A 20,343-nucleotide genomic window follows, 5' to 3' on the forward strand; every position below is an offset into this window, starting at 1 on the left:
CGCTGACGGGCGGGCGGCCTCACGACTGGTCGGCGTCACAGGCGGTTAGTGTGGCTTCACGGCCGGTCGGCGTCACAGCCGGTCGGTCTCCCCCTCGACGTACGCGAGCGCCCGCTCCGCGAGCGCGGGCACCGCCGACTCCATCGTCGGGTAGAGCGGGTCGTCGGCGTCGCCCCGCAGGTGCCGCGCGAGGAACATCTCGCCGAGGGCGGCCATCTTGTAGGCGGCGAGCGCGCGGTAGAACCGCTCGCGTCGGAACGAGCGCCCCGTCGCCGATTCGTAGCGGTCGACGAGTTCGCCCCGGGTCGGATACCCCGCCCGGGCGGTGAACGTCGGCATCAGCTCCGGCATCGCGGGCGTCGGGTCGCCCGCGTCGTGCCAGAACAACAGGAGCCAGCCGAGGTCGGCGAGCGGGTCCCCCAGCGTCGACAGCTCCCAGTCGAAGACGGCGACGATCTCCGGCGGCGTGCCGGGGCCGTACATCGCGTTGTCGAGCTTGAAGTCCCCGTGGACGAGCGCGTCCGGGTGGTCGTCGGGGGCGTTGGCCGCGAGCCACTCGCCGAGCTCGACAAGCTCCGGGACCGCCCGGACCGCCTCGGTCGCCTCGAACGCCCAGTCGAGCTGGGCGGTCCAGCGGTCGACCTGTCGCGCGGTGTACCCCGCGGGGCGGCCGAACTCCGCCAAGCCGACCGCCGCGTAGTCGACGTCGTGGATCGCCGCCAGCGCATCGACGAGTTCGGTCCCCACTCGCTCTCGGGCCGCCGGGTCGGCGAACCGGTCGGGCTCGTCGTCGCGGAGCACGTCGCCCGCGGTCCGCTCCATCACGTAGAAGTCGCTCCCGAGGACGCCGTGGTCGTCGCAGGCGCGGAGCGTCCGGGGAACCGGCACGTCGGTGTCGCCGAGCGCGTCGACGACGCGGTGCTCCCGGAGGACGTCGTGGGCCGTGTCGGCCGTCTCGCCCGGCGGCGGCCGCCGGATCACGAGGTCGCGGTCGCCCCACGCGACGAACAGCGTCTCGTTGGAGTGGCCCGCGGCGTGGCGCTCGACGGAGAACGCGTCGGCGGGCCCGAACTCGGCCCGCAGGTACGACGCGAGCGCGTCCTCGTCGACGAGGCGGTCGCGGTAGTCGGGGTCGGTCGTCATCGCGACTCCGTTCGCATGGGAGCGAGTTCGACGCGGGCGACGTAGCTCTTTGGGAGGCGGTACCGAGACGCTTTGGGAAGGGTAGCGAGACGATTTCGGAGGCGGTCCCGGCCGCAGTGGCTCGCGGTACCCGGAACCACTATCCGCGGCACGAGTCAACGACCAGCATGGAGTACGACGACGTCGGGAGGGGGCCGGAGGTCGCCGCGGCCGTGCGGGAGTTCGTCGACGAGACGGTGCTCCCGGTGGAGCGCGAGTGGCTCGGCCGGGGACCGATCCCGTCCGCGGAGGTCGAGGCGCTGCGCGAGGCCGCCCGCGACCGAGGGATCTACGCCCCGCAGGTCGACGAGGCGTACGGCGGGCTCGGGCTCGGGTTCCGCGAGATGCTGCCCGTGTTCGAGGAGGCGGGGCGGAGCCTGCTCGGGCCGACCGCGCTCCGCTGCGCGGCGCCCGACGAGGGCAACATGCACACCTTCGAGATCGCGGCCACCGACGACCAGAAGGAGCGGTGGCTCCGCCCGCTGGCGACCGGCGAGATCGACTCCGCCTTCGCGATGACCGAGCCGATGCAGGGCGGCGGCTCCGACCCCAAGATGCTGGCGACGACCGCCGAGAAGGCCGGCGACGAGTGGGTGATCGACGGCCACAAGTGGTGGACGACCGGCGGCGCCGAGGCCGACGTGTTCCTGACGTTCGCGCGCACCGACCCGGAGGCGCATCCCTACGCCGGCTGCTCGGTGATCCTCGTGCCCGCCGACGCCGACGGCGTTGAGGTCGTCAGGGAGATCCCCCACCTCGGCGAGGGGCTCGCGGGGACGAGCCACGCGGAGATCCGGTTCGACGGGGTCCGCGTGCCGGTCGAGAACACGCTCGGCGAGGAGAACGAGGGATTCGCGCTGGTCCAGCGCCGGCTCGGTCCGGCGCGGCTCACCCACTGCATGCGGTACGCGGGGATGGCCGACCGCGCGCTCGACGTCGCGACGGCGTACCTCGCCGAGCGCGAGGGGTTCGGCGAGCCGCTCGCCGAGAAGCAGGGGCCGCGGTTCCGGATCGCCGACCGCCGCACGGAGCTCCACGCCGCGCGGACCGTGGTCAGGCACGCGGCCGGGCGGATCGCGGACGGGGGCGAGGCCCGCGTCGAGGTCGCGATGGCGAAGACGTTCGCCGCGAACGCGGTCCAGGAGGCGATCGACGACGCGCTCCAGTTCTGCGGCGGCAACGGGATCGGCCACGACCTCCCGATCGCGCGCTTCTACGAGAACGTCCGCCAGTTCCGGATCGTCGACGGCGCCGACGAGGTCCACCGGCGGACGATCGCGCGCGACGCCTTCGCGGACCCGCCGACCGAGGAGCTGGACGCGGTCACGCGCTTCGGGGAGTTCGAGTAGCGTCCCGAAGCGGCGGTGGTCGCCCGCCCCGCCTCGGCCTCGACTCGACTGCTTCGTCGTCGACCCGTCAGTCTCGCCGCCGCCCCGTCAGTCTCGCCGCCGACCCGCCGGCCTTTTGACCGCCTCGCGCCTACGGCGCGTATGACCGAACCGGGGGACGACGACCGTGTCCGCTAATCGCAAGGGCGACCGCCGCGAGCGCGAGTTGGTGAACGCCCTCGACGACGCGGGGTTCGCCGTAATGCGCGCGCCCGCCAGCGGCGCCGCGACGGAGCGAGAGCTTCCGGACGTGCTCGCCGGCGACGGGGAGGCGTTCTACGCGATCGAGGCGAAATCGAGCGCGGGCGACCCGATCTACCTCACCGGCGAGGAGGTGGAGGCGCTGCTCTTCTTCGCGCGGAACTTCGGCGCGAAGGCGCGGATCGCGGTCCGGTTCGACCGCGAGGACTGGTACTTCTTCCACCCCGGCGATCTGTACACCACCGACGCCGGGTCGTATCGCGTCAAGAAGGAGACGGCGCTCGCGGAGGGGACCGACTTCCCCGAGTTCGTCGGCGAGACGGAGAAGGTGACGCTCGCCGAGGTCGGCGCCGACGACGGGCGCCGCGGCGGAGACGGGACCGACCCCGAGACGGAGGAGCGCCGGGAGATCCTGGAGGCGGTGCGGGACGGACACATGCCGGTCGAGGACGCGCTCGACGTGTTGTGACCTGCGGTCGGAGCGCGACGGGCCGCGCCGGGGTCGGCGGCGCGTGACCCCCTCGCTTATCCCTCGCGGCGCCGAACGTCGGGACGAATGAGCGAGGAGTTCGTCCTGCTGGAGCCCGACGATCAGCCCGGCGACGAGTGGGAACAGCTGGACGTCTCCGACACGGAGGCGGACCGGATCGCGCTCCGGCAGGACCGGGAGTTCGACGAGTTCCGCAAGCGGATCAAGGACACCGAGCAGTTCAAACTGCAGGAGTCGGTGTTCGACGACGCGACGCTGGCGGCGATTTACAAGCTCGTGCAGGACGGCTACGTCGACGCCTTCGGCGGACCGGTGTCGACCGGGAAGGAGGCGAGCGTCTTCGAGGCGCTCGGCGGGCAGGCGGGCGAGCGGCCGGAGCCCGGCTCCGAGGCCGCGGGCGGCGGGCCGGAGGGCGTCCACTCGGAGCGCGAGGTCGCGGTGAAGGTGTACCGGATCAACTCCTCGAACTTCCGGCAGATGCGCGACTACCTCGAGGGCGACCCGCGGTTCGACGGGATCGCGAGCGACAAGAAGGCGGTCGTGTTAGCGTGGACCCGCAAGGAGTTCGCGAACCTCGAACGCGCGCGCAAGGCCGGCGTTCGGGTCCCCGAGCCGATCGCGGTCCAGCGGAACGTCCTCGTGATGGAACTGGTCGGGCACGCCGAGGACCGCGCCCGGCGGCTGAACGAGGTCGACGTGGAGAACCCCGAGACCGCCTACGAGGTCGTCCGCGAGTACATGCGCCGGCTCTACCGCGCCGGCCTGATCCACGGCGACCTCTCGGAGTACAACATGATCATCCACGACGGCGAGCTGGTGATCATCGACATGGGACAGGCGGTGACGGTGCACCACCCGAACGCCGGGGAGTTCCTCGACCGCGACTGCGAGAACGTGGCGACCTTCTTCACGCGGCAGGGGATCGATGTCGACCCCGACGACCTCCGCGCGTACGTGACGGAGCCGGAGTCGGGCGCAGAGTCGGACTCGGGCGAAAGCTCCGACGAGTAGATCGCGTCGATTCCGCTCTAAATCGCCGAGAAACCCCGTCACGCGACCGCACACCCGATGCCGGCGGACACGTTTAAAAGGCTTCGCCGGGTATCTCGCCGTATGCAACACGTGACGGTTCCGCAGGACCGTATCGGCGTCGTCATCGGCGCCGGCGGCGAGACGATGCGGGAGATCGAGGAGCGGGCGAACGTGCGGCTCGATATCGACTCGGAGTCGGGCAGCGTCGCCATCGAGGAGCGCGACGACCCCGTGGCGGTGATGGTGGCGCCGGACGTGATCAAGGCGATCGGGCGCGGCTTCAAGCCGGAGACGGCGCTGTCGATCCTCGACCACGACCTCCGGACGCTCGACCTGATCGACCTGTCGGAGCACACCCGCAACGACAACGACCTCCAGCGACAGAAGGGCCGGATCATCGGCGAGAACGGTCGCACGCGGGAGCTGCTAGAGGAGCTGTCGGGCGCGAACGTCGTCGTCTACGGCTCGACCGTGGGCGCCGTCGGCCAGCCCGAGGAGCTCGAGGTCGTTCGCCGGGCGGTCGGGATGCTGCTCGACGGGGCCCCCCACGGCGCGGTGTACTCGTACCTCGAGCGGATGTCGAACGAGCTCGACGACGACGTGAGCTTCAACGCTCCGCAGTAGGGAACTGATTGTTCGGTGTCGACGTTGGTGTCGCTATCGACGTTCGTTTATAAGCGGCTGCTTCTGACGGTGCGGTGAACACCTCCAAAGCCCCAGTCGCGAGGACGACGAGGGCCTTGCTGCGCTCCTCGTCACTCGCGTTCCCGTTCCTGCGGTGCCTTGCTACGGCCCCCGTCGTCCTCGCGACTGCCCCTTTGAGTCCCGCCCCGCACGGCACGGCAACCGCAGCCTCACGCCTCCCCAGCCTCGTCGGTCGGCCTTCGCTTTCGCTCCGGCCGACCGACTCCCTCGCGCGTGCTGACTCGCGGGCCTTCCGGCCCGCTCGCAGGCACGCGCCACGCCGTCTGGTTATAAACACCCCCACAGCCAGCAGTTGATCTTGAGTTCTATATAAAGGGCCGTGTGAACGCACCGCATACCGGACGATACTCCCCCACCGTGTTGCGTTTTCGCACGACCCGAGCGAAGGGTTTATATAGAATCACAAACAATCAATGGCTGTAATGTCACAGCGCCAGCGGATGGGCAATCAGCCCATGATCGTACTTTCCGAGGAGTCGCAGCGAACATCCGGAAAGGACGCTCAGAACATGAACATCACGGCCGGCAAGGCGGTCGCGGAGTCCGTCCGCACCACGCTCGGCCCGAAAGGGATGGACAAGATGCTCGTCGACTCCGGCGGGTCGGTCGTCGTCACGAACGACGGCGTCACCATCCTGAAGGAGATGGACATCGACCACCCGGCGGCCAACATGATCGTCGAGGTCTCCGAGACGCAGGAGGAGGAGGTCGGCGACGGAACCACCTCCGCCGTCGTCGTCGCCGGTGAGCTCCTCGATCAGGCCGAGGAGCTCCTCGACCAGGACATCCACGCGACGACACTCGCGCAGGGGTACCGTCAGGCCGCCGAGAAGGCCAAGGAGATCCTCGACGAGCAGGCCATCGACGTCTCCGAGGACGACTACGACACGCTCGTCGAGATCGCCGAGACGGCGATGACGGGCAAGGGCGCCGAGAACTCCAAGGACCTGCTCGCCGAGCTCGTCGTCGACTCCGTCCTCGCGGTCAAGGACGACGACGGCATCGACACGGAGAACGTCTCCGTCGAGAAGGTCGTCGGCAGCTCGATCGACAAGTCCGAGCTCGTCGAGGGCGTCATCGTCGACAAGGAGCGCGTCGACGAGAACATGCCCTTCGCGGTCGAGGACGCCGACGTCGCGCTGTTCGACGGCGCCATCGAAGTGAAGGAGACGGAGATCGACGCCGAAGTCAACGTCACGGACCCCGACCAGCTCCAGCAGTTCCTCGACCAGGAAGAGGAGCAGCTCCGCGAGATGGTCGACCACCTCGTCGACATCGGCGCCGACGTCGTCTTCGTCGGTGACGGCATCGACGACATGGCACAGCACTACCTCGCGCAGGAGGGCATCCTCGCCGTCCGCCGCGCGAAGTCCGACGACCTCAAGCGCCTCGCCCGCGCGACCGGCGGCCGCGTCGTCTCCAACCTCGACGACATCGAGGAGGACGACCTCGGCTTCGCCGGCTCCGTCGCCCAGAAGGACATCGGCGGCGACGAGCGCATCTTCGTCGAGGACGTTGAGGAGGCGAAGTCCGTCACCCTCATCCTCCGCGGCGGCACCGAACACGTCGTCGACGAGGTCGAGCGCGCCATCGAGGACTCGCTCGGCGTCGTCCGCACGACGCTGCTCGACGGGCAGGTCCTGCCCGGCGGCGGCGCCCCCGAGGCCGAGCTCGCGCTGCAGCTCCGCGACTTCGCCGACTCCGTCGGCGGCCGCGAGCAGCTCGCCGTCGAGGCGTTCGCCGACGCGCTGGAAGTCGTCCCGCGCACCCTCGCCGAGAACGCGGGCCTCGACCCCATCGACTCGCTGGTCGACCTCCGCTCCCGCCACGACGGCGGCGAGTTCGGCGCCGGTCTCGACGCCTACACGGGCGACGTGATCGACATGGAGGCCGAGGGCGTCGTGGAGCCGCTCCGCGTCAAGACTCAGGCCATCGAGTCCGCGACCGAGGCGGCCGTCATGATCCTCCGCATCGACGACGTCATCGCGGCCGGCGACCTCAAGGGCGGCGGCTCCGACGACGGCGGCGACGAGGGCGGCCCCGGCGGCGCGCCCGGCGGAATGGGCGGCGGCATGGGCGGCATGGGCGGCATGGGCGGTGCGATGTGAGCTTCGCGTAGGCCACACCACACACCCCACGCCGACCGCAGCCGCTTCGCCGCACCGCTTCCCGACCGACCGTCGCGCGCCCCTTTCGGGCCTCGACGACACGCGATTTTTATCGAGACGATCGATTCCCTAGTCCCCGACTTGTTGTTCGAAGCGTAAGCCGTCGCTCCGTCGACACGACGATAACACCGGTGTAACCACCCGACACGGGTGTTCGCGAGTCGTTAAGTGTCGCCCGCGCCTCCGATCGATCCACGAGATGGGACCGCCCCGAGCACGTGCTCGCGGCGCGTTCCGTCCGATTTGATACATAATGCCACAGCAGAAAGCTGACTACGCGGACGACGCCGAGATCGACGAGACGCTGGACCAGCCCGCCGACGACGCGACCGTCGAGGAGACGGTCGCGAACCTCGAGGAGCGCGGCTTCGACGTCGTTGTCGTCGACGACGCCGACGAGGCGCTCGACGCAGTGGAGTCGCAGATCCCCGCCGGGGTCTCCGTGATGAACGGTCACTCGACGACGCTCGAGGAGATCGGCTTCNCCCTCGCGCCATCAGAGATGTGTATAAGAGACAGGATCTGGAGCATCGACGACGACGCCGAGCGGCAGACCGCGCGACGCGAGTCGCAGACGGCCGACTACTTCCTCGGCGGCATTAACGCGATCGCGCGGACGGGAGAACTGGTCGCCGCCGACCTGTCCGGCAGCCGCGTCGGGGCGTACCCGTTCGCCGCCGGCAACGTGGTCATCGTCACGGGCACGAACAAGATCGTTCCCACCCTCGACGACGCGCTCGACCGGCTGGAGTCGGTCGCGTACCCGCTCGAGAACGAGCGCGCGCAGGAGGCGTACGGCGTCGAGTCGTCGATCGCCAAGCAGCTCATCTACCGCCGCGAGACCGAGGAGGGCCGGACGACGGTCGTCCTCGTGCGCGAGCAGCTCGGGTACTGACCACGGAAGACGCCTCGGCGTCGAAGCGGCGAGGCGGCACGCGTTCTTTCCCCCCAGTTTTCGCGTCCGTGAGCGGCGGCGCTGATCGCGGTGGCGAGCCGGGAGGGACCCACGCGAACGACGCGAGCGTGGGTCAGTCGCACCCAGTGGGTGCGACGGGATTCGAACCTCACTCGCACGATCGCCTCGCTCCGCTCGGCGCTGCGTGCTCCCTGGTTCGAATCCCTCCCGACCGGTTCCCTCACCGCCTCGCTGTCGCTCGGCGGTTCGGTGCACGGGCCGGGAGGGATTCGAACCCCCGACCGTCCGGTTAAAAGCCGGACGCTCTCCCTAACTGAGCTACCGGCCCAGACACGAATCCGTAGGAAGAGACCACGGATAAACGTTTAGAAACCGCGTGCGGCGAGGGGATCGCCCGCCGACCCGAAACGGTTTCTCGAGGCGCGCCGTCGCCGACCGCATGGACTTCGACATGCGCGCGTTCGCCGCCGACTGCTGCCGGTTCGCCTCGACGGCCGGCGAGGAGGCGGCCGCCGCCGAGTTCGTCGAGCGCGAACTCGACGCGCTGGGGTTCGAGACGTACGCGTGGGACGCCGATCCGGATCTCCTCGCCGACCACCCTTCCTTCCCGGGCGACCTCGACGAGTCGGACGTGGCGGGCCGGCGGAGCGTCGCCGGCGTGCTCGCGCTCGGCGGCGCCGACGGAGATCCGAGCCGGGACGCCCCCGCGGTCGTCTTAAACGGTCACATCGACGTAGTGCCGGCCGAGCCCGCCGAGTGGTCGAGCGACCCGTTCGAGCCGGTGTGGGGAGAAGCGTGGGAGGGGGCGGGTGACGAGAGCGGGGAAAACGCCGGCGAGACCCTCACCGCCCGCGGCGCCGCGGACATGAAGTCGGGGGTCGCGGCGTGCGTCGGCGCGGCGCTCGACGTGCGAGCGGCGGTCGCCGCCGGCGCGGTCGACCTCCCGGACGCGGGGCTCCGCGTCGTCGTCGAGGCGGTCGCCGGCGAGGAGGACGGCGGGTACGGCGCCGCGACCGCGGCGCTCGCGAACCCCTACCCCTTCGAGCGCGACGCCGCGATCGTCGCGGAGCCGACGGAGCTTCGCCCCGTGGTCGCCTGCGAGGGGTCGCTGATGGCGCGGCTGGAGCTGACCGGAAGAAGCGCCCACGCCGCCACGCGCTGGCGCGGCGAGGACGTGCTGCCGCGGTTCGAGGCGGTCCGGGAGGCGTTCGCGGAGTTAGAGACGGAGCGCGGCGAGGCGGTGAGGCACCCCTTATATACGGCGTTCCCGGTGCCGTGGCCGGTGGTGTGCGGGACGGTCGAGGCGGGCTCGTGGGCGTCGACGGTGCCGGCGACGCTGACCGCCGAGTTCCGGATCGGCGTGGCGCCCGGCGAGACGGTCGACGAGGTGGGGGCGGCGTTCCGCGCGCGGCTTGCCGAGGTGGTCGCCGAGGACGAGTGGCTGCGCGAGCACCCGCCGACGTTCGAGCGGTTCTCGGTGCAGTTCGAGCCCGCGGAGGTCGCCGTCGACGAGCCGATCGTCGAGGCGGCGCGGGCGGGGCTGGTCGACGCCGGGCTCCCGGACGCGGAGCCGACGGGCGCGACGTACGGCGCCGACTCGCGGCATTACGTCGCGGCGGGGATCCCGACGGTGCTGCTGGGTCCCGGGAGCATCACCGAGGCGCACTACCCGGACGAGACGATCGCGTGGGAGGAGGTCGAGCGCGGGCGAGAGGCGATCGCGGCGGCGGTCGGCCGGTTCGCGGAGAGCTACTCCGCGTCCGACTCGGCGAAGTAGTCGTCGAGCGCCTCCGCGACGAGGGCGCCCGGCTCGACGTTCCGGTTCGAGGCGCGGCGCCTGAGCTCCACGTAGGCGTCGAGCGGGAGCCGGATCCCGACGTGACCGAGCTCGACGCCCGCCTCGCGGACCGCGGTCTCGACGTCGCTCCCGTCGTTGACGGCGGAGGCGATCGAGCGCACCTCCCGGACCGTGAGGTCGCCGTCGATGGTCGCCCACGCCAGCAGGTAGCGGTCGGTCCCTCCGAGCCGCGCGACGTGTTTCGCCGCGCTCGGCGCGATCCGCCCGCTCGCGACCTGTCTGCGGATCGCCTGCGGGAGGTCGTGGACGCGGGCCCACTTGCGGATGAACGCCACCGAGACGCCGTCGCCGGCGCGTTCGGCGGCCGCCTTGTACGAGCCGACGCCGCGGACGAGCGCGGCGCAGGCGGCCGCTCCGCGGAGCATCAGCACGTGGTCTTCGTCGCCGACGTCGCCGGCCGCGAAGCGGGCGACCGTCTCGGCCGCCTCGGCGACGCTGTCCGGATCGTCGGGGTCGAACCCGACCGCCTCGGCGGCGCGCTCGCCCGTCACCGCCGGATCCGACCGGACGACGGGCTCGCCGACGGGAGAGCGTCTGTCCGCGGGTGACTCCTCGTTCATACCCTACCTCACCGGGTGCGCGCACATAAGCGGCCGGCACCGGGGCAGGTTTCGCTGCCGACGACGACGGCCGGAGCGCCGGATCCGCAGCGCTTCGAGACGGCGAACCGGCGCGTACGGCCGACGCGGAGGGGTTTTTACCGGCCGACCGAGACCTCACGGCATGGACGAACGCGTACGCGAGCACGCGGAGGTGCTCGTCGACTGGAGCGCGCGGGTCGAGGACGGCGACGACGTGGTCGTGAGCGTCGCCGAGGACGCCCACGAGCTGGGCGTCGCGGTCGCCGAGGCGCTCGGCGAGCGGGGCGCGAACGCCACGACGCTGTACGGATCGGCGGAGCTCTCGCGAGCGTATTTAAAGGGGAGCGAGCGGGGCGAGCGCGACTTCGACGACGAGCAGGCCGTCGACCGCGCGATCTTCGAGGCCGCGGACGCCTACCTCCGGATCGGCGGCGGGCGCAACACCACCGCGACCGCGGACGTGTCGAGCGAGACGCGGCAGGCGTACGCGAAGGCGAGAGCGGACGTGCGCGAGGCGCGGATGGACACCGACTGGGTGTCGACGGTCCACCCCACGCGCTCGCTCGCCCAGCAGGCCGGGATGGCCTACGAGGAGTACCAGGACTTCGTCTACGACGCCGTGTGCCGCGACTGGGAGGCGCTCGCCGACGAGATGGCGGCGATGAAAGACGCCCTCGACGCCGGCGAGGAGGTCCGGATCGTCACCGAGCGCGACGACGCCCCCGACACCGACGTCTCGATGTCGATCGCGGGCCGGACCGCGGTCAACTCGGCCGCCTCCGTGGCGTACGACTCCCACAACCTCCCGAGCGGCGAGGTGTTCACCGCCCCTTACGACACCGAGGGAGAGGCGTTCTTCGACGTACCGATGACGATCGACGCGACCCGCGTCCGGGACGTGCACCTCGTCTTCGAGGACGGCGAGGTCGTCGACTTCTCGGCCGGCGCCGGCGAGGACGCGCTCGCGAGCGTGCTCGACACCGACCCCGGCGCCCGGCGGCTCGGCGAACTGGGTATCGGGATGAACCGCGGTATCGACCGGTTCACGGACTCGATCCTCTTCGACGAGAAGATGGGCGACACGGTCCACCTCGCGGTGGGACGCGCCTACGACGCCTGCCTGCCCGACGGCGAGTCCGGCAACGACAGCGCGGTCCACGTCGACATGATCAGCGACGTGAGCGAGGACTCGCGGCTGGAGATCGACGGCGAAGTCGTCCAGCGGAACGGCACGTTCCGGTGGGAAGACGGGTTCGAGGACTGATCGAGAGGGCGTCGGCTACCGCCCGTCGAGCAGCCGCACCGGGTGCGCGGGTCGGCGCGTGAGCAGCGCGTCGAGCTGTTCGAGACACGACGTGCCGCTGGCGACGACGGTTCGGTCCGCGGTGTCGTCCGTCGTGAACTGGTCGACGAGCGACTCGCCGACGTCCACGCTGAGCTCGTAGTACTCGGACTTGTAGCCGAAGCTGCCGGCCATCCCGCAACACTCCACGTCGGAGGTCGTCACGTCGAAGCCGGCGTCTTCGAGGACGGCCGTCGTGTACGGCTCTAGGTCGAGCGTGCGCTGCTGACAGTGGCTGTGGTAGGCGACGCGCTCGCCGTCGCCGTCCGGGAGCGCGTCGACGTCCGCGCCGTTCTCCAACAGCCCGTAGACGTACTCCATGATCTCGTAGCTGTGCCCGTCCAGCGCCTCGTAGCTGTCCTCCTCGAGGAGCCGCTCGTACTCCCGGTTGAACATCGCGAGGTCCGAGGGCTCGATGACGACGACGTCGCGGCCGGCGGCGACGGCGGGCGCGAGCGCGTCGTAGACTGCCTCGGCGTTCGACTGCGCGGTCGCCACCATCCCCTGCGAGAGCGGCGCGCGACCGCTCTCGCCGGCGGCCGGGATGTCGACGCGAACGTCGAGCGCTTCGAGGACGCGGACGGCGGCCTTCCCGCGCTCGGTGCGCACGTAGTTCGTGTACGCGTCCGGGTAGAGCGCGACCCGCCGGCGCGCCTCGTCGGGGCCCACGCGCGGCCCGCGCGCTTCGAACCAGTCGACGAGAGATTCGCGCTCGAACCGCGGGAGCTCGCGGCGGCTGTCGACGCCGAGGGTCCGCTCCATCAGCGAGCGGGCCGGACCGGCCTGCGCGACCCAGTTCGAGAGGGGCGCGAACGCCGATCCGAGCTTCGCCAGCGTGTCGAAGTTCCCGAACAGGCGTTTCTGCGGGTCGACGCCGCCGGGCTCTTCGTCGGGGGTGAGCCCCTCGACGAGGAAGTCGAGGTCGCCGTCCTTCCCGCGGTTGATGCGGTCGCGGACGACGGTGTTGATCCACGGGATGTCGATCTTCACCGGACACTGGTTCACACACCGGCTACACCCCGTACAGAGGTCGTTGAACTCGGCGGCGCTGTCCTCCCCGTGGACGCCCGCCTCCCAGCCGGTGGCGATGCCGCCGGAGTACGTCTCGCCGCCGAAGGCGTGCCCGCCGACGTGCTGGAAGTTCGCACAGGAGTTCGCGCACGCCGAACACCGGATGCAGTACAGGGTCTCCCGGAGCTGGTCGTCCTCGCGCATCTCCATGCGGCCGTTGTCGATGAGCACGAGGTGGAAGTCGCGGTCGTCGCCGGGACCGAGTTCCCGGTCGTCGCCGGGACCGCCCTCATCGCCCCCGCCGAAGGTCGGCGAGTCGCCGGGCGGCGTGAAAAGCGAGACGTAAGAGGTGATGTCCTGTCCGGTCCCCGACCGCCCGATGAGCTCCACGAACGGCTGGAGGTCCTCGACGCTCGGGACGACCTTCTCGACGCCGGCGACCGCGACGTGGGTGTCGGTCGCCTGCACGCATTTGCGGGCGTTGCCCTCGCTCGTGACTAAGGCGAGCGTGCCGGTGTCGGCCGTGACGAAGTTCGCGCCCGTCATCCCGACCTCGGCGTCGAGGATCTTCTCGCCGAGGTACTCGCGGGCGAACCGCGTCAGCTCCTCGGCGGTTTCGAGCGGCTCCTCCGGCTCGAACACCTCGTTGAACAGGGCCGCGATCTCCTCGCGGGACTTGTGGATCGCCGGGGCGACGATGTGCGAGGGCGCCTCGTCGGCGATCTGCAGGACGAACTCGGCGAGGTCGGTCTCCCAGACGTTCGCGCCGCTGGCTTCGAGGGCGTCGTTCACCTCGATCTCCTCGCTGGTCATCGACTTCGATTTCACCGCGTTCCGGCCGTCGACGACCTCCGTGATGTATCGGTTCGCGTCGGCCGCGTCGTCGGCGACGTACACGGTACCGCCGTTGTCCTCGATCGCCTCGGTGACCTCGTCGACGAGCTCGGGAAGGCGCTCGATGGCGTCCTCCTTGATGGCGCGGGCCTCGTCTTTGAGAGCCTCGTAGTCGTCGAGGTCCGCGGTGGACTCGTACCGTCCCTCGTTGAACACCCGGGTGTTCTCGTGGACGCTGTCGCCCTCGGTGTCGAGGAGGTGGCGGATGTGTTCGGCCTTCCGCCGACGGTTGTCGGCGCTCATCTACGCGTCCTCCAGGAGAACGACGGTGACGTCTATCGGCCCGTGCGCCCCCTTCACGAGCGCGCCCATGTCCGCGGTGGCGCTCGGTCCGGTCGCGACGATTGCCTGCCCGGTGCCGCCGCGGATGTCCTCGGCGAGGCGGTCGAACGTCGCGTCCATGTCCGGCAGGACGTCGCTGGCGGCGATGACGGCGACGTGTTCGTCGGCGTAGAGGCTCACCGGCTCCTCGCCGTCGGCCCCGCCCTGAATGACCACGGAGCCGTAGTCGGCGATGCCGTATCCGGCGGCGGTGACGCCGGTCGCCGCGGCTTCGAGCTCCGCCACCGTCGGGTCCGTCTCCACGGCGTCCGGCAGCGAGACGTTCTCGAACGGGAGCGGCGCGCCGACCGCCGGAGCGTCGAGGAGCGGGGCAAGCGCCGACTCGAACCGGTCGGCGGTCGTCCGGACGAGGTCGACGTCGATCTCGTCGAGGGACGACTCGAAGGTCGCGATTGGCTCGGCTGACATAAACGGACGTTTATGAAACAGCCTAATGGGTGTTTCCCTCAACACGTGTTGGTGATCGTATACATAATGTATTTTTATTATCGAATCTGCGTCCCGTACGGCGATGTTTGGCAGTTGATATCATTCAAAAAGAAAATTACATATACCTCGTTGTTAGACGACGAAATACGGTCGAGAACTCCAATCATGACTAACGTGCTCACACTGGCGCTCGTCGGCGTCATCCCGATCGGTGTCGCGTTCGTCCTGCTCGCCGGGCTTCGGTGGTCGGCGGCCCGCGCGATGGGGGTCGGGTGGCTGCTCGCCGCGGGTATCGGACTGACGTACTGGAGCATGGAACCCGACTGGCTGCTGGCGTCGGCCGTCTACGGCGTGCTACAGGCTGTCGACATCATTCTCATCGTCTTCGGCGCGATCCTCCTGATGAACTACCTCGAGGGGAGCGGCGCCATCGCCACCATCAGGTGGTACTTCGGGCAGATCGAAGAGGACAGACGCATTCAGGTGCTGCTCATCGGTCTCGGCTTCATGACCATCATCGAGGGGGCGGCGGGGTTCGGCACGCCGGGCGCGCTGGCCGCGCCGCTGTTCATCGGTCTCGGGTTCCCGCCGCTGGCCGCCGCGGTGTTCGGGCTCTTCTTCAACGCCCCGAACCCGCCGTTCGGCGCGGCCGGAACGCCGGTGATCGGCGGGACCGGAGCGGTCATCGAACCGGCGCTGTCGGGCTCGGTGGGCGTCGCCGAGTTCCTCTCGATGGTCTCGGCGTGGTCCGGCGTCGTCACGGGGGTGACGTACGTGTTCTGGGGCCTGCTCGGCGTGTTCTTCCTGGCGTATTGGTTCGGGGACGCCGACGGCGGGCGGAGCGTCGGCGAGGCCGTGCGGAGCACCCTCCCAGTCGCGCCGTTCGCGCTCCTGCTCGGCGCCATCACCGGCGGGACGCAGCTGGTGATCGCGTGGTTCATCGGCCCCGCGCTCCCCGACATCGCCGCCGGGTTCGTGGTGCTCGCGGTCGGCCTCGTGCTCGCGAACAACGACGTCCTCATCCCGAACCGCGAGTGGGACTTCCCCGACGAGTCGACGTGGACCGACACGTGGCTCGGCGGCCTCGACCTCGACGAGATCGCCCGGGACCAGCCGAAAAAGGAGATGTCCGTGCTGTTGGCGTGGACGCCGTACCTCCTCGTCGCGCTCGCGCTCCTCGTCACGCGGTGGCCGGACCTCGCCGTCGCCGGCACCGACGTGCTCGCGTGGATCCAGAGCTTCTCCGTCAGCATCGACTCGATCCTCGGGACGGAGCTCGGGTACACGCTCCAGTACCTCTATCTGCCGGGAACGATGCCGTTCATTCCGATCGCGGTTCTCACCGGGCTCATCCACAAGATGGACACCGGCGAGATGGGGGCGGCGTGGCGGCGCTCGATCGAGCAGGTCGCGCCGGCCGCGCTCACGCTCATCATCGCCGTGTCGATGACGCAGGTGATGATCCAGTCGCAGACGAACACGGCCGGGCTCCTCGGCATGATGGAGGCGCTCAGCCGCGCGCTCGCGATGGGCGCCGGCGGCCTGCTCCCCATGGTCTCTCCGTGGGTCGGCGCCATCGGCTCCTTCATGACCGGGAGCAACACGTCCTCGAACATCCTCTTCAGCGTGCTCCAGTTCAACGCCGCCGAGACGGTCGAACTCTCCCGGACGGTCGTCGTCAGCCTGCAGAACGTCGGCGGCGGCCTCGGGAACATGGTCTCGGTGCTGAACATCGCCGCCATCTGCGGCGTCGTCGGGATCACCGGCCGCGAGGGCGACCTGCTGCGGAAGGCCATCGTTCCGATGACGCTGTTCGCGCTGTTCGCCGGCGTGTTCGGGATGCTGCTGACGTACGTGCTGGTTCCCGGCCTGTTCTGATCGCCGGGGTGGTTTTTTGATTGTTCGGCGCTGGTGGAACGCTTGACTGCAGATACAGCTCGGCTCTCTAGCGATCAGTACAGAGACAGCAATGAGCAATAGCGGGAGTGGGTGAAGTAGATCGGTCGATCCGTTGTTTATAACTGATCGAGCGACGTTGCTGTCGGCTATTTATAAGCGATCGACGACTCCGTAGTGAACACTTCCAAAGCCCCAGCCGCGAGGCCACAGTACGCTCGTTGCGCTCCTCGCTCGCTCCGCTCGCTGCGGTGCTTCCGTCGTCTACTGTGGCCTCGCGGCTGCCCCTTTGAGTCCCGCCCGACCGCCCCGCACCTCACGCCTCCCCAGCCTCGTCGGTCGTCCTCCGCGTTGCTCCGGCCGACCGACTCCCTCGTGCGGGCGGTTCGCGCCCTCCGGGCGCTCACCGGCGCACGCCACCGCCGTGTTCATTTATAAGTGATCGTCGACGTCGCTCACGACTTTTAAATATCCCATCACTACCGCCAATCTGCAAGACCCGCTCTCGATCGCGCACAGCACTTCCGGGCGATCGTGATCGCGTCGAGGCGTCTCACCCGATCTGACGCGGGAGAGACGGGGAAAACGACCGACTCCGTCTCAGCGCAGCGCGTCGAGGTGGAACTCGAAGGCCGCGACGGGCACCTCGAGGTCGTGTTCGGCGAGCACGGCGGGGTGGACCTCGCCGATCACGCCGACCTCGTCGCCGTCGATCACGACGGCGGCGGTTCGACCGTCGATGAAGGAGGGGTGCTCGGTGCGCGGGGTTTCCAACTCCGCGCCGAAGTCGTCGCACACCGCCTGCAGTCGGCCCTTCGCGGCCTCGTAGGAGGCGTCGCGCCGGGCGACCGCGCCGGCGACGTGGCGGCGCTCGGCGACGTTCGTGTTCTCCGCGTCGTCGCGCTCGGCCGCGAAGCCGACCTCCGCCACGTCCTGCGGGTACGCGTTGTGGGTGTTCCGCTCGAGCAGCATGATCAGCGAGGGGACCGCCCACGTGCGGAGCTGGGTGTACTCCTCGCTGTAGGGTTCCGTGATCGCGACGGGGTCGCCGCCGCCGAACGCGTCGCTTCCCGCGTCCAGGTTCATCCGGTCGTAGTTCTCGGTCCCGCTCGTCATGTGGAAGTTGAGCAGGTCCTCGAAGCCGAGCCCGACGAGGCTCGTCCGGACCGCGTCCTCCAGCCGCGAGCGCTCGTGGCGGCCGCCGACCGTCCCCACGTCGGGGTAGCGCGGCTCAAGGTTGTCGAAGCCGTAGGCGCGTCCCACGTCGTCGACCAGATCGAGGGGGTGGAGCACGTCGACGCGGTACGGCGGGACCTCCACCTCGTAGGTCACGTCCCCGTCGAGGGCGTAGGAGGCGTCGAGCCCGGCGCGCTCGAAGCAGTCGACGACCTCCTCGGGCTCGAACTCGACGCCGAGCAAGGTCTCGATGCGGTCGTGGCCCACCGACTTCTCGTCGACGTCGAGGTTCGGGCGGACGAGCTCCGCGCCGTACTCGCTCGGGGCGGTCGCGCCGTCGTCGTAGTTCACCTCGACCTGCTCGATCGTCGCGCCGCGGGCCGACAGCGCGTAGCAGACGATGTTGCACATCCGGTCGATCGTCCACTGGTCGGTGCCGGTGAGCTCGACGAACAGCTCGCGGGAGCCCGTCGTCACCTCGGTCCGCTTCCCGTTGATGACCGGCGGGAACGAGAAGAGGCCGAGCTCGTCGTAGATCGCGGGATAGCGGTTCAGATCCTCGACGAGGTCGGCGTAGGTCTGCCCGGTGGCGTGCTCTTCGAGCACCTCGGTCGGTGTCAGCTCGTCGTTCGCGTCCAGCGGGACGAACGACACCCCGTCGGGGTCGACGCCGCGGTAGGTGATCGACGGCTCCGCGCCCTCCTGTAACGGCGCGCCCTTGACCATCGCGAGGTCGTGGATTCCGATCGCGCCCTTCGCGCGGCCGCGCCCCATCGTCGCGTGGAGCTTTTCTTGTAGTTGGATCAGCGAGTCGAGCGCGCCCTCGTCGAGGTCGACGCCGCGGACCACGGCGCCGGTGACGTACGGGCGCTCGTCGGGGACCGACTCGTCGACCTCGATCGTCCACTCGGGGTCGTTCGTCTCGGGGACGTAGACGCCGCGGTCGTCGCCGTAGTGGTAGCGCAGCGAGCGCGCGACGCCCTCGACGGAGAGCCGGTCGAGCCGGTCGGGCGCGAACTCGAACTGGAGGAGGCCGTCGTCGGTCTCCCCCTCGAACTCCAAGCCGAGGCCGAACAGGTCCTCTTTGAACTCCTCGTCGCTCGTGTCGGTGCGGCCGGTGAGCCCGCGCAGCTCGTCGGTGTCGATGTCGACGACGGGCATCAGTAGCTCACCTCCGCGTCCCGCAGGAACTCGATGTCGGCCAGCGTCCCGTGGAGGTCGCGGATGTCCTCCGCGCCCGTCGTCAGCATCGCGAGCCGTTCGAGGGCGAGCCCCCACGCCATCACGTCGCAGTCGACGCCGAGCGGGCCGGTGACCTCCTCGCGGAACACCCCCGAGTTACCGATCTCGATCTCCTCGCCCGTCTCCGGGTGCTCGCCGAACAGCTCGAAGGAGGGCTCGGTGTACGGGTTGTAGTGGGGCTTGAACCGGATGTCGGTGATCCCGAACTGCCGGTAGAACTCCTCGAAGGTGCCCATCAGGTCGCGCACCGAGAGGTCCTCGGCCATCACCCACCCCTCGATCTGGAAGAACTCCAGCAGGTGCGTCGGGTCGAGCGTGTCGTTGCGGTACACCTTCTCGACGGAGAAGTAGCGCTGCGGGGGCTCGAGCTCCGCGCCCGCGATCCCGGAGAGGTACCGCATCGAGAGCGACGTGGTGTGCCCTCGGAGAGCAATCTCGCGGGCGAACTCCTCGGACCACGGCGAGTGGTAGCCGTCGCCGTCCTCGCCCCACCCGTCGCGGTGGGCCGACTCGACGCGGCGAATCAGCTCTTCGGGGATGTCTTCCATCGGGTCCACGTCGAGCGCGAACCGGTCCCAGTGGGTCCGGGCCGGGTGGTCCTGCGGCATGAACAGGCAGTCGTTGATCCAGAAGTCGCTGTCGGCGTGGGGGCCTTCCATCTCCTGGAATCCCATGCCGACGAGCACGTCCTTCACGCGGTCCGCGGTGCGGCGGAGCACGTGTTTCCGGCCGCCGGAGACCGCCGGCGCGTCGGCCTCGACGTTGTACTCCGAGAACTCCACGTCGCGCCACTCGCCGCTCGCGAGCAGCTCCGGCGTGACCTGTGCGACCGTCTCCGCCGCCTCGACGCCCGTCATCAGCGCGTCGACGCCGTCGTCGGTGAGCGTCACCGATCGGGTGACCGACTCGCCGCGCTCGACGAGCCCGCGCGAGTCCAGCTGGCCGAGGACCGAGTCGTCGACCGCGGGGTCCTCTCCCGCCGCGAGCGCCGAGAGCGCGGCCGCCTCGGAGTCGGCGTCGGGATCGGCGTCGGGATCGACCGTCAGCTCGCCCGAGTCGATCGACCCGAAGCCCTTGCGCGCGAAGTTCGAGAGCGCGATGTCGACCTCGGGGCCGTCGAGGTCGGCCTCGCCGATGACTCGTCCCATCGAGACCGCGGACTCGTCGGCACCGAGCGCGACCCCGGCGCGGTAGAGCCGCGTCTCGGGGAGCCCGTCGTCGACGTACCGCCGCCCCTCGTCGGTGACGGCGAGCGTCTCGGCGGCGGTCTCACCGACGGAGCAGAGCCCCTCGTCGCGGAGATCGAAGGCCGCGCCGGTGACCGTCTCCGGTTTCAGTCCGGTCTCCGCCGCGATCTCGTCTATCGTCCGTTCGTCCGTCGCGCTCGCGGCCTCGAGGACCGCGAGCTGTCGTTCCGGGAGTCGCATTCGAGTTGTCTCTATAGCCGTCTGGCTGGTTGGTAACGGTTCCGGCACGTCGCCGCCGATCCG

At 69.8% G+C, this 20,343-nt stretch carries 15 protein-coding genes and 1 tRNA gene; 9 read left to right on the forward strand and 7 right to left on the reverse strand.

All coding sequences use genetic code 11. The features are described from left to right. Positions 1-72: 72 nt before the first annotated feature. Positions 73-1,143: a phosphotransferase family protein gene (locus C469_RS08890; RefSeq protein WP_008005833.1), complete on the reverse strand. Its 1,071-nt coding sequence runs from the start codon at positions 1,141-1,143 to the stop codon at positions 73-75. Between the two features lie 167 nt (positions 1,144-1,310). On the opposite strand from C469_RS08890, the gene C469_RS08895 reads away from it, so the two are divergent. The 6 genes from C469_RS08895 (at position 1,311) to C469_RS08920 (ending at position 8,061) form a co-directional block, all read left to right on the forward strand. Further along, on the forward strand, positions 1,311-2,531 hold the full coding sequence (locus tag C469_RS08895; RefSeq protein WP_008005835.1) for an acyl-CoA dehydrogenase family protein: 1,221 nt from the start codon (positions 1,311-1,313) through the stop codon (positions 2,529-2,531). 166 nt (positions 2,532-2,697) lie between these two features. Next, entirely contained in the window at positions 2,698-3,240 is a 543-nt protein-coding gene (gene hjc / locus C469_RS08900) for a Holliday junction resolvase Hjc (protein ID WP_008005837.1), read from the forward strand. 87 nt (positions 3,241-3,327) lie between these two features. Then, entirely contained in the window at positions 3,328-4,272 is a 945-nt protein-coding gene (gene rio1, locus C469_RS08905; RefSeq protein ID WP_008005838.1) for a serine/threonine-protein kinase Rio1, read from the forward strand. A 102-nt stretch (positions 4,273-4,374) separates the two neighbouring features. After that, positions 4,375-4,917 (forward strand): KH domain-containing protein, encoded by a 543-nt coding sequence (locus C469_RS08910; RefSeq protein ID WP_008005839.1) that lies wholly within the window; start codon positions 4,375-4,377, stop codon positions 4,915-4,917. A gap of 536 nt (positions 4,918-5,453) precedes the next feature. Continuing rightward, positions 5,454-7,106 (forward strand): thermosome subunit alpha, encoded by a 1,653-nt coding sequence (gene thsA / locus C469_RS08915; RefSeq protein ID WP_082230124.1) that lies wholly within the window; start codon positions 5,454-5,456, stop codon positions 7,104-7,106. Between the two features lie 313 nt (positions 7,107-7,419). Next, positions 7,420-8,061: a lactate utilization protein gene (locus C469_RS08920; RefSeq protein ID WP_008005841.1), complete on the forward strand. Its 642-nt coding sequence runs from the start codon at positions 7,420-7,422 to the stop codon at positions 8,059-8,061. 275 nt (positions 8,062-8,336) lie between these two features. On the opposite strand, the gene C469_RS08925 is transcribed toward C469_RS08920, so the two are convergent. Beyond that, positions 8,337-8,410, reverse strand: a tRNA-Lys gene (locus C469_RS08925). A gap of 111 nt (positions 8,411-8,521) precedes the next feature. On the opposite strand from C469_RS08925, the gene C469_RS08930 reads away from it, so the two are divergent. After that, positions 8,522-9,859, forward strand: a complete 1,338-nt coding sequence (locus C469_RS08930; protein WP_008005843.1) for a M20/M25/M40 family metallo-hydrolase — start codon at positions 8,522-8,524, stop codon at positions 9,857-9,859. Here the strand turns inward: C469_RS08930 and C469_RS08935 are convergent. Further along, positions 9,832-10,500 carry a DUF7119 family protein gene (locus C469_RS08935; RefSeq protein ID WP_008005845.1) on the reverse strand — a complete coding sequence of 223 codons (669 nt, stop codon included), beginning with the start codon at positions 10,498-10,500 and terminating at the stop codon, positions 9,832-9,834. The genes C469_RS08930 and C469_RS08935 overlap by 28 nt on opposite strands. 163 nt (positions 10,501-10,663) lie before the next feature. Between C469_RS08935 and C469_RS08940 the strand changes: the two genes are divergently transcribed. Further along, positions 10,664-11,785: an aminopeptidase gene (locus tag C469_RS08940; protein WP_008005846.1), complete on the forward strand. Its 1,122-nt coding sequence runs from the start codon at positions 10,664-10,666 to the stop codon at positions 11,783-11,785. Positions 11,786-11,800: 15 nt separating this feature from the next. Here C469_RS08940 and C469_RS08945 read toward each other — a convergent pair whose 3' ends face one another. Then, the gene (locus C469_RS08945) at positions 11,801-14,011 is read right to left on the reverse strand and encodes an LUD domain-containing protein (RefSeq protein WP_008005848.1); all 2,211 of its coding nucleotides are present in this window, start codon (positions 14,009-14,011) and stop codon (positions 11,801-11,803) included. Further along, positions 14,012-14,518: a LutC/YkgG family protein gene (locus tag C469_RS08950; RefSeq protein ID WP_008005850.1), complete on the reverse strand. Its 507-nt coding sequence runs from the start codon at positions 14,516-14,518 to the stop codon at positions 14,012-14,014. Between the two features lie 186 nt (positions 14,519-14,704). Here C469_RS08950 and C469_RS08955 point away from each other — a divergent pair, with 186 nt between their 5' ends. Further along, positions 14,705-16,417, forward strand: coding sequence for an L-lactate permease (locus tag C469_RS08955; protein ID WP_008005851.1), 1,713 nt, complete (start codon positions 14,705-14,707; stop codon positions 16,415-16,417). 618 nt (positions 16,418-17,035) lie between these two features. Here the strand turns inward: C469_RS08955 and pheT are convergent. Together pheT and pheS are read right to left on the reverse strand one after the other, a co-directional pair. Then, positions 17,036-18,772, reverse strand: a complete 1,737-nt coding sequence (gene pheT, locus C469_RS08960) for a phenylalanine--tRNA ligase subunit beta (protein ID WP_008005852.1) — start codon at positions 18,770-18,772, stop codon at positions 17,036-17,038. Next, positions 18,772-20,280, reverse strand: a complete 1,509-nt coding sequence (gene pheS / locus C469_RS08965) for a phenylalanine--tRNA ligase subunit alpha (protein WP_008005853.1) — start codon at positions 20,278-20,280, stop codon at positions 18,772-18,774. The genes pheT and pheS overlap by 1 nt, the downstream gene beginning before the upstream one ends. Positions 20,281-20,343 lie beyond the last annotated feature (63 nt).

Origin of the sequence: Halorubrum lipolyticum DSM 21995, assembly GCF_000337375.1 — an archaeon.
GTDB classification, from domain to species: domain Archaea; phylum Halobacteriota; class Halobacteria; order Halobacteriales; family Haloferacaceae; genus Halorubrum; species Halorubrum lipolyticum.

Bases quoted from the DNA above. Each gene is read 5' to 3' on its own strand.
- C469_RS08890 (WP_008005833.1), bottom strand. From the start codon at position 1,143: ATGACGACCGACCCCGACTACCGCGACCGCCTCGTCGACGAGGACGCG.
- C469_RS08895 (WP_008005835.1), top strand. From the start codon at position 1,311: ATGGAGTACGACGACGTCGGGAGGGGGCCGGAGGTCGCCGCGGCCGTG.
- rio1 (WP_008005838.1), top strand. From the start codon at position 3,328: ATGAGCGAGGAGTTCGTCCTGCTGGAGCCCGACGATCAGCCCGGCGAC.
- C469_RS08910 (WP_008005839.1), top strand. From the start codon at position 4,375: ATGCAACACGTGACGGTTCCGCAGGACCGTATCGGCGTCGTCATCGGC.
- thsA (WP_082230124.1), top strand. From the start codon at position 5,454: ATGATCGTACTTTCCGAGGAGTCGCAGCGAACATCCGGAAAGGACGCT.
- C469_RS08930 (WP_008005843.1), top strand. From the start codon at position 8,522: ATGGACTTCGACATGCGCGCGTTCGCCGCCGACTGCTGCCGGTTCGCC.
- C469_RS08935 (WP_008005845.1), bottom strand. From the start codon at position 10,500: ATGAACGAGGAGTCACCCGCGGACAGACGCTCTCCCGTCGGCGAGCCC.
- C469_RS08940 (WP_008005846.1), top strand. From the start codon at position 10,664: ATGGACGAACGCGTACGCGAGCACGCGGAGGTGCTCGTCGACTGGAGC.
- C469_RS08945 (WP_008005848.1), bottom strand. From the start codon at position 14,011: ATGAGCGCCGACAACCGTCGGCGGAAGGCCGAACACATCCGCCACCTC.
- C469_RS08950 (WP_008005850.1), bottom strand. From the start codon at position 14,518: ATGTCAGCCGAGCCAATCGCGACCTTCGAGTCGTCCCTCGACGAGATC.
- C469_RS08955 (WP_008005851.1), top strand. From the start codon at position 14,705: ATGACTAACGTGCTCACACTGGCGCTCGTCGGCGTCATCCCGATCGGT.
- pheT (WP_008005852.1), bottom strand. From the start codon at position 18,772: ATGCCCGTCGTCGACATCGACACCGACGAGCTGCGCGGGCTCACCGGC.
- pheS (WP_008005853.1), bottom strand. From the start codon at position 20,280: ATGCGACTCCCGGAACGACAGCTCGCGGTCCTCGAGGCCGCGAGCGCG.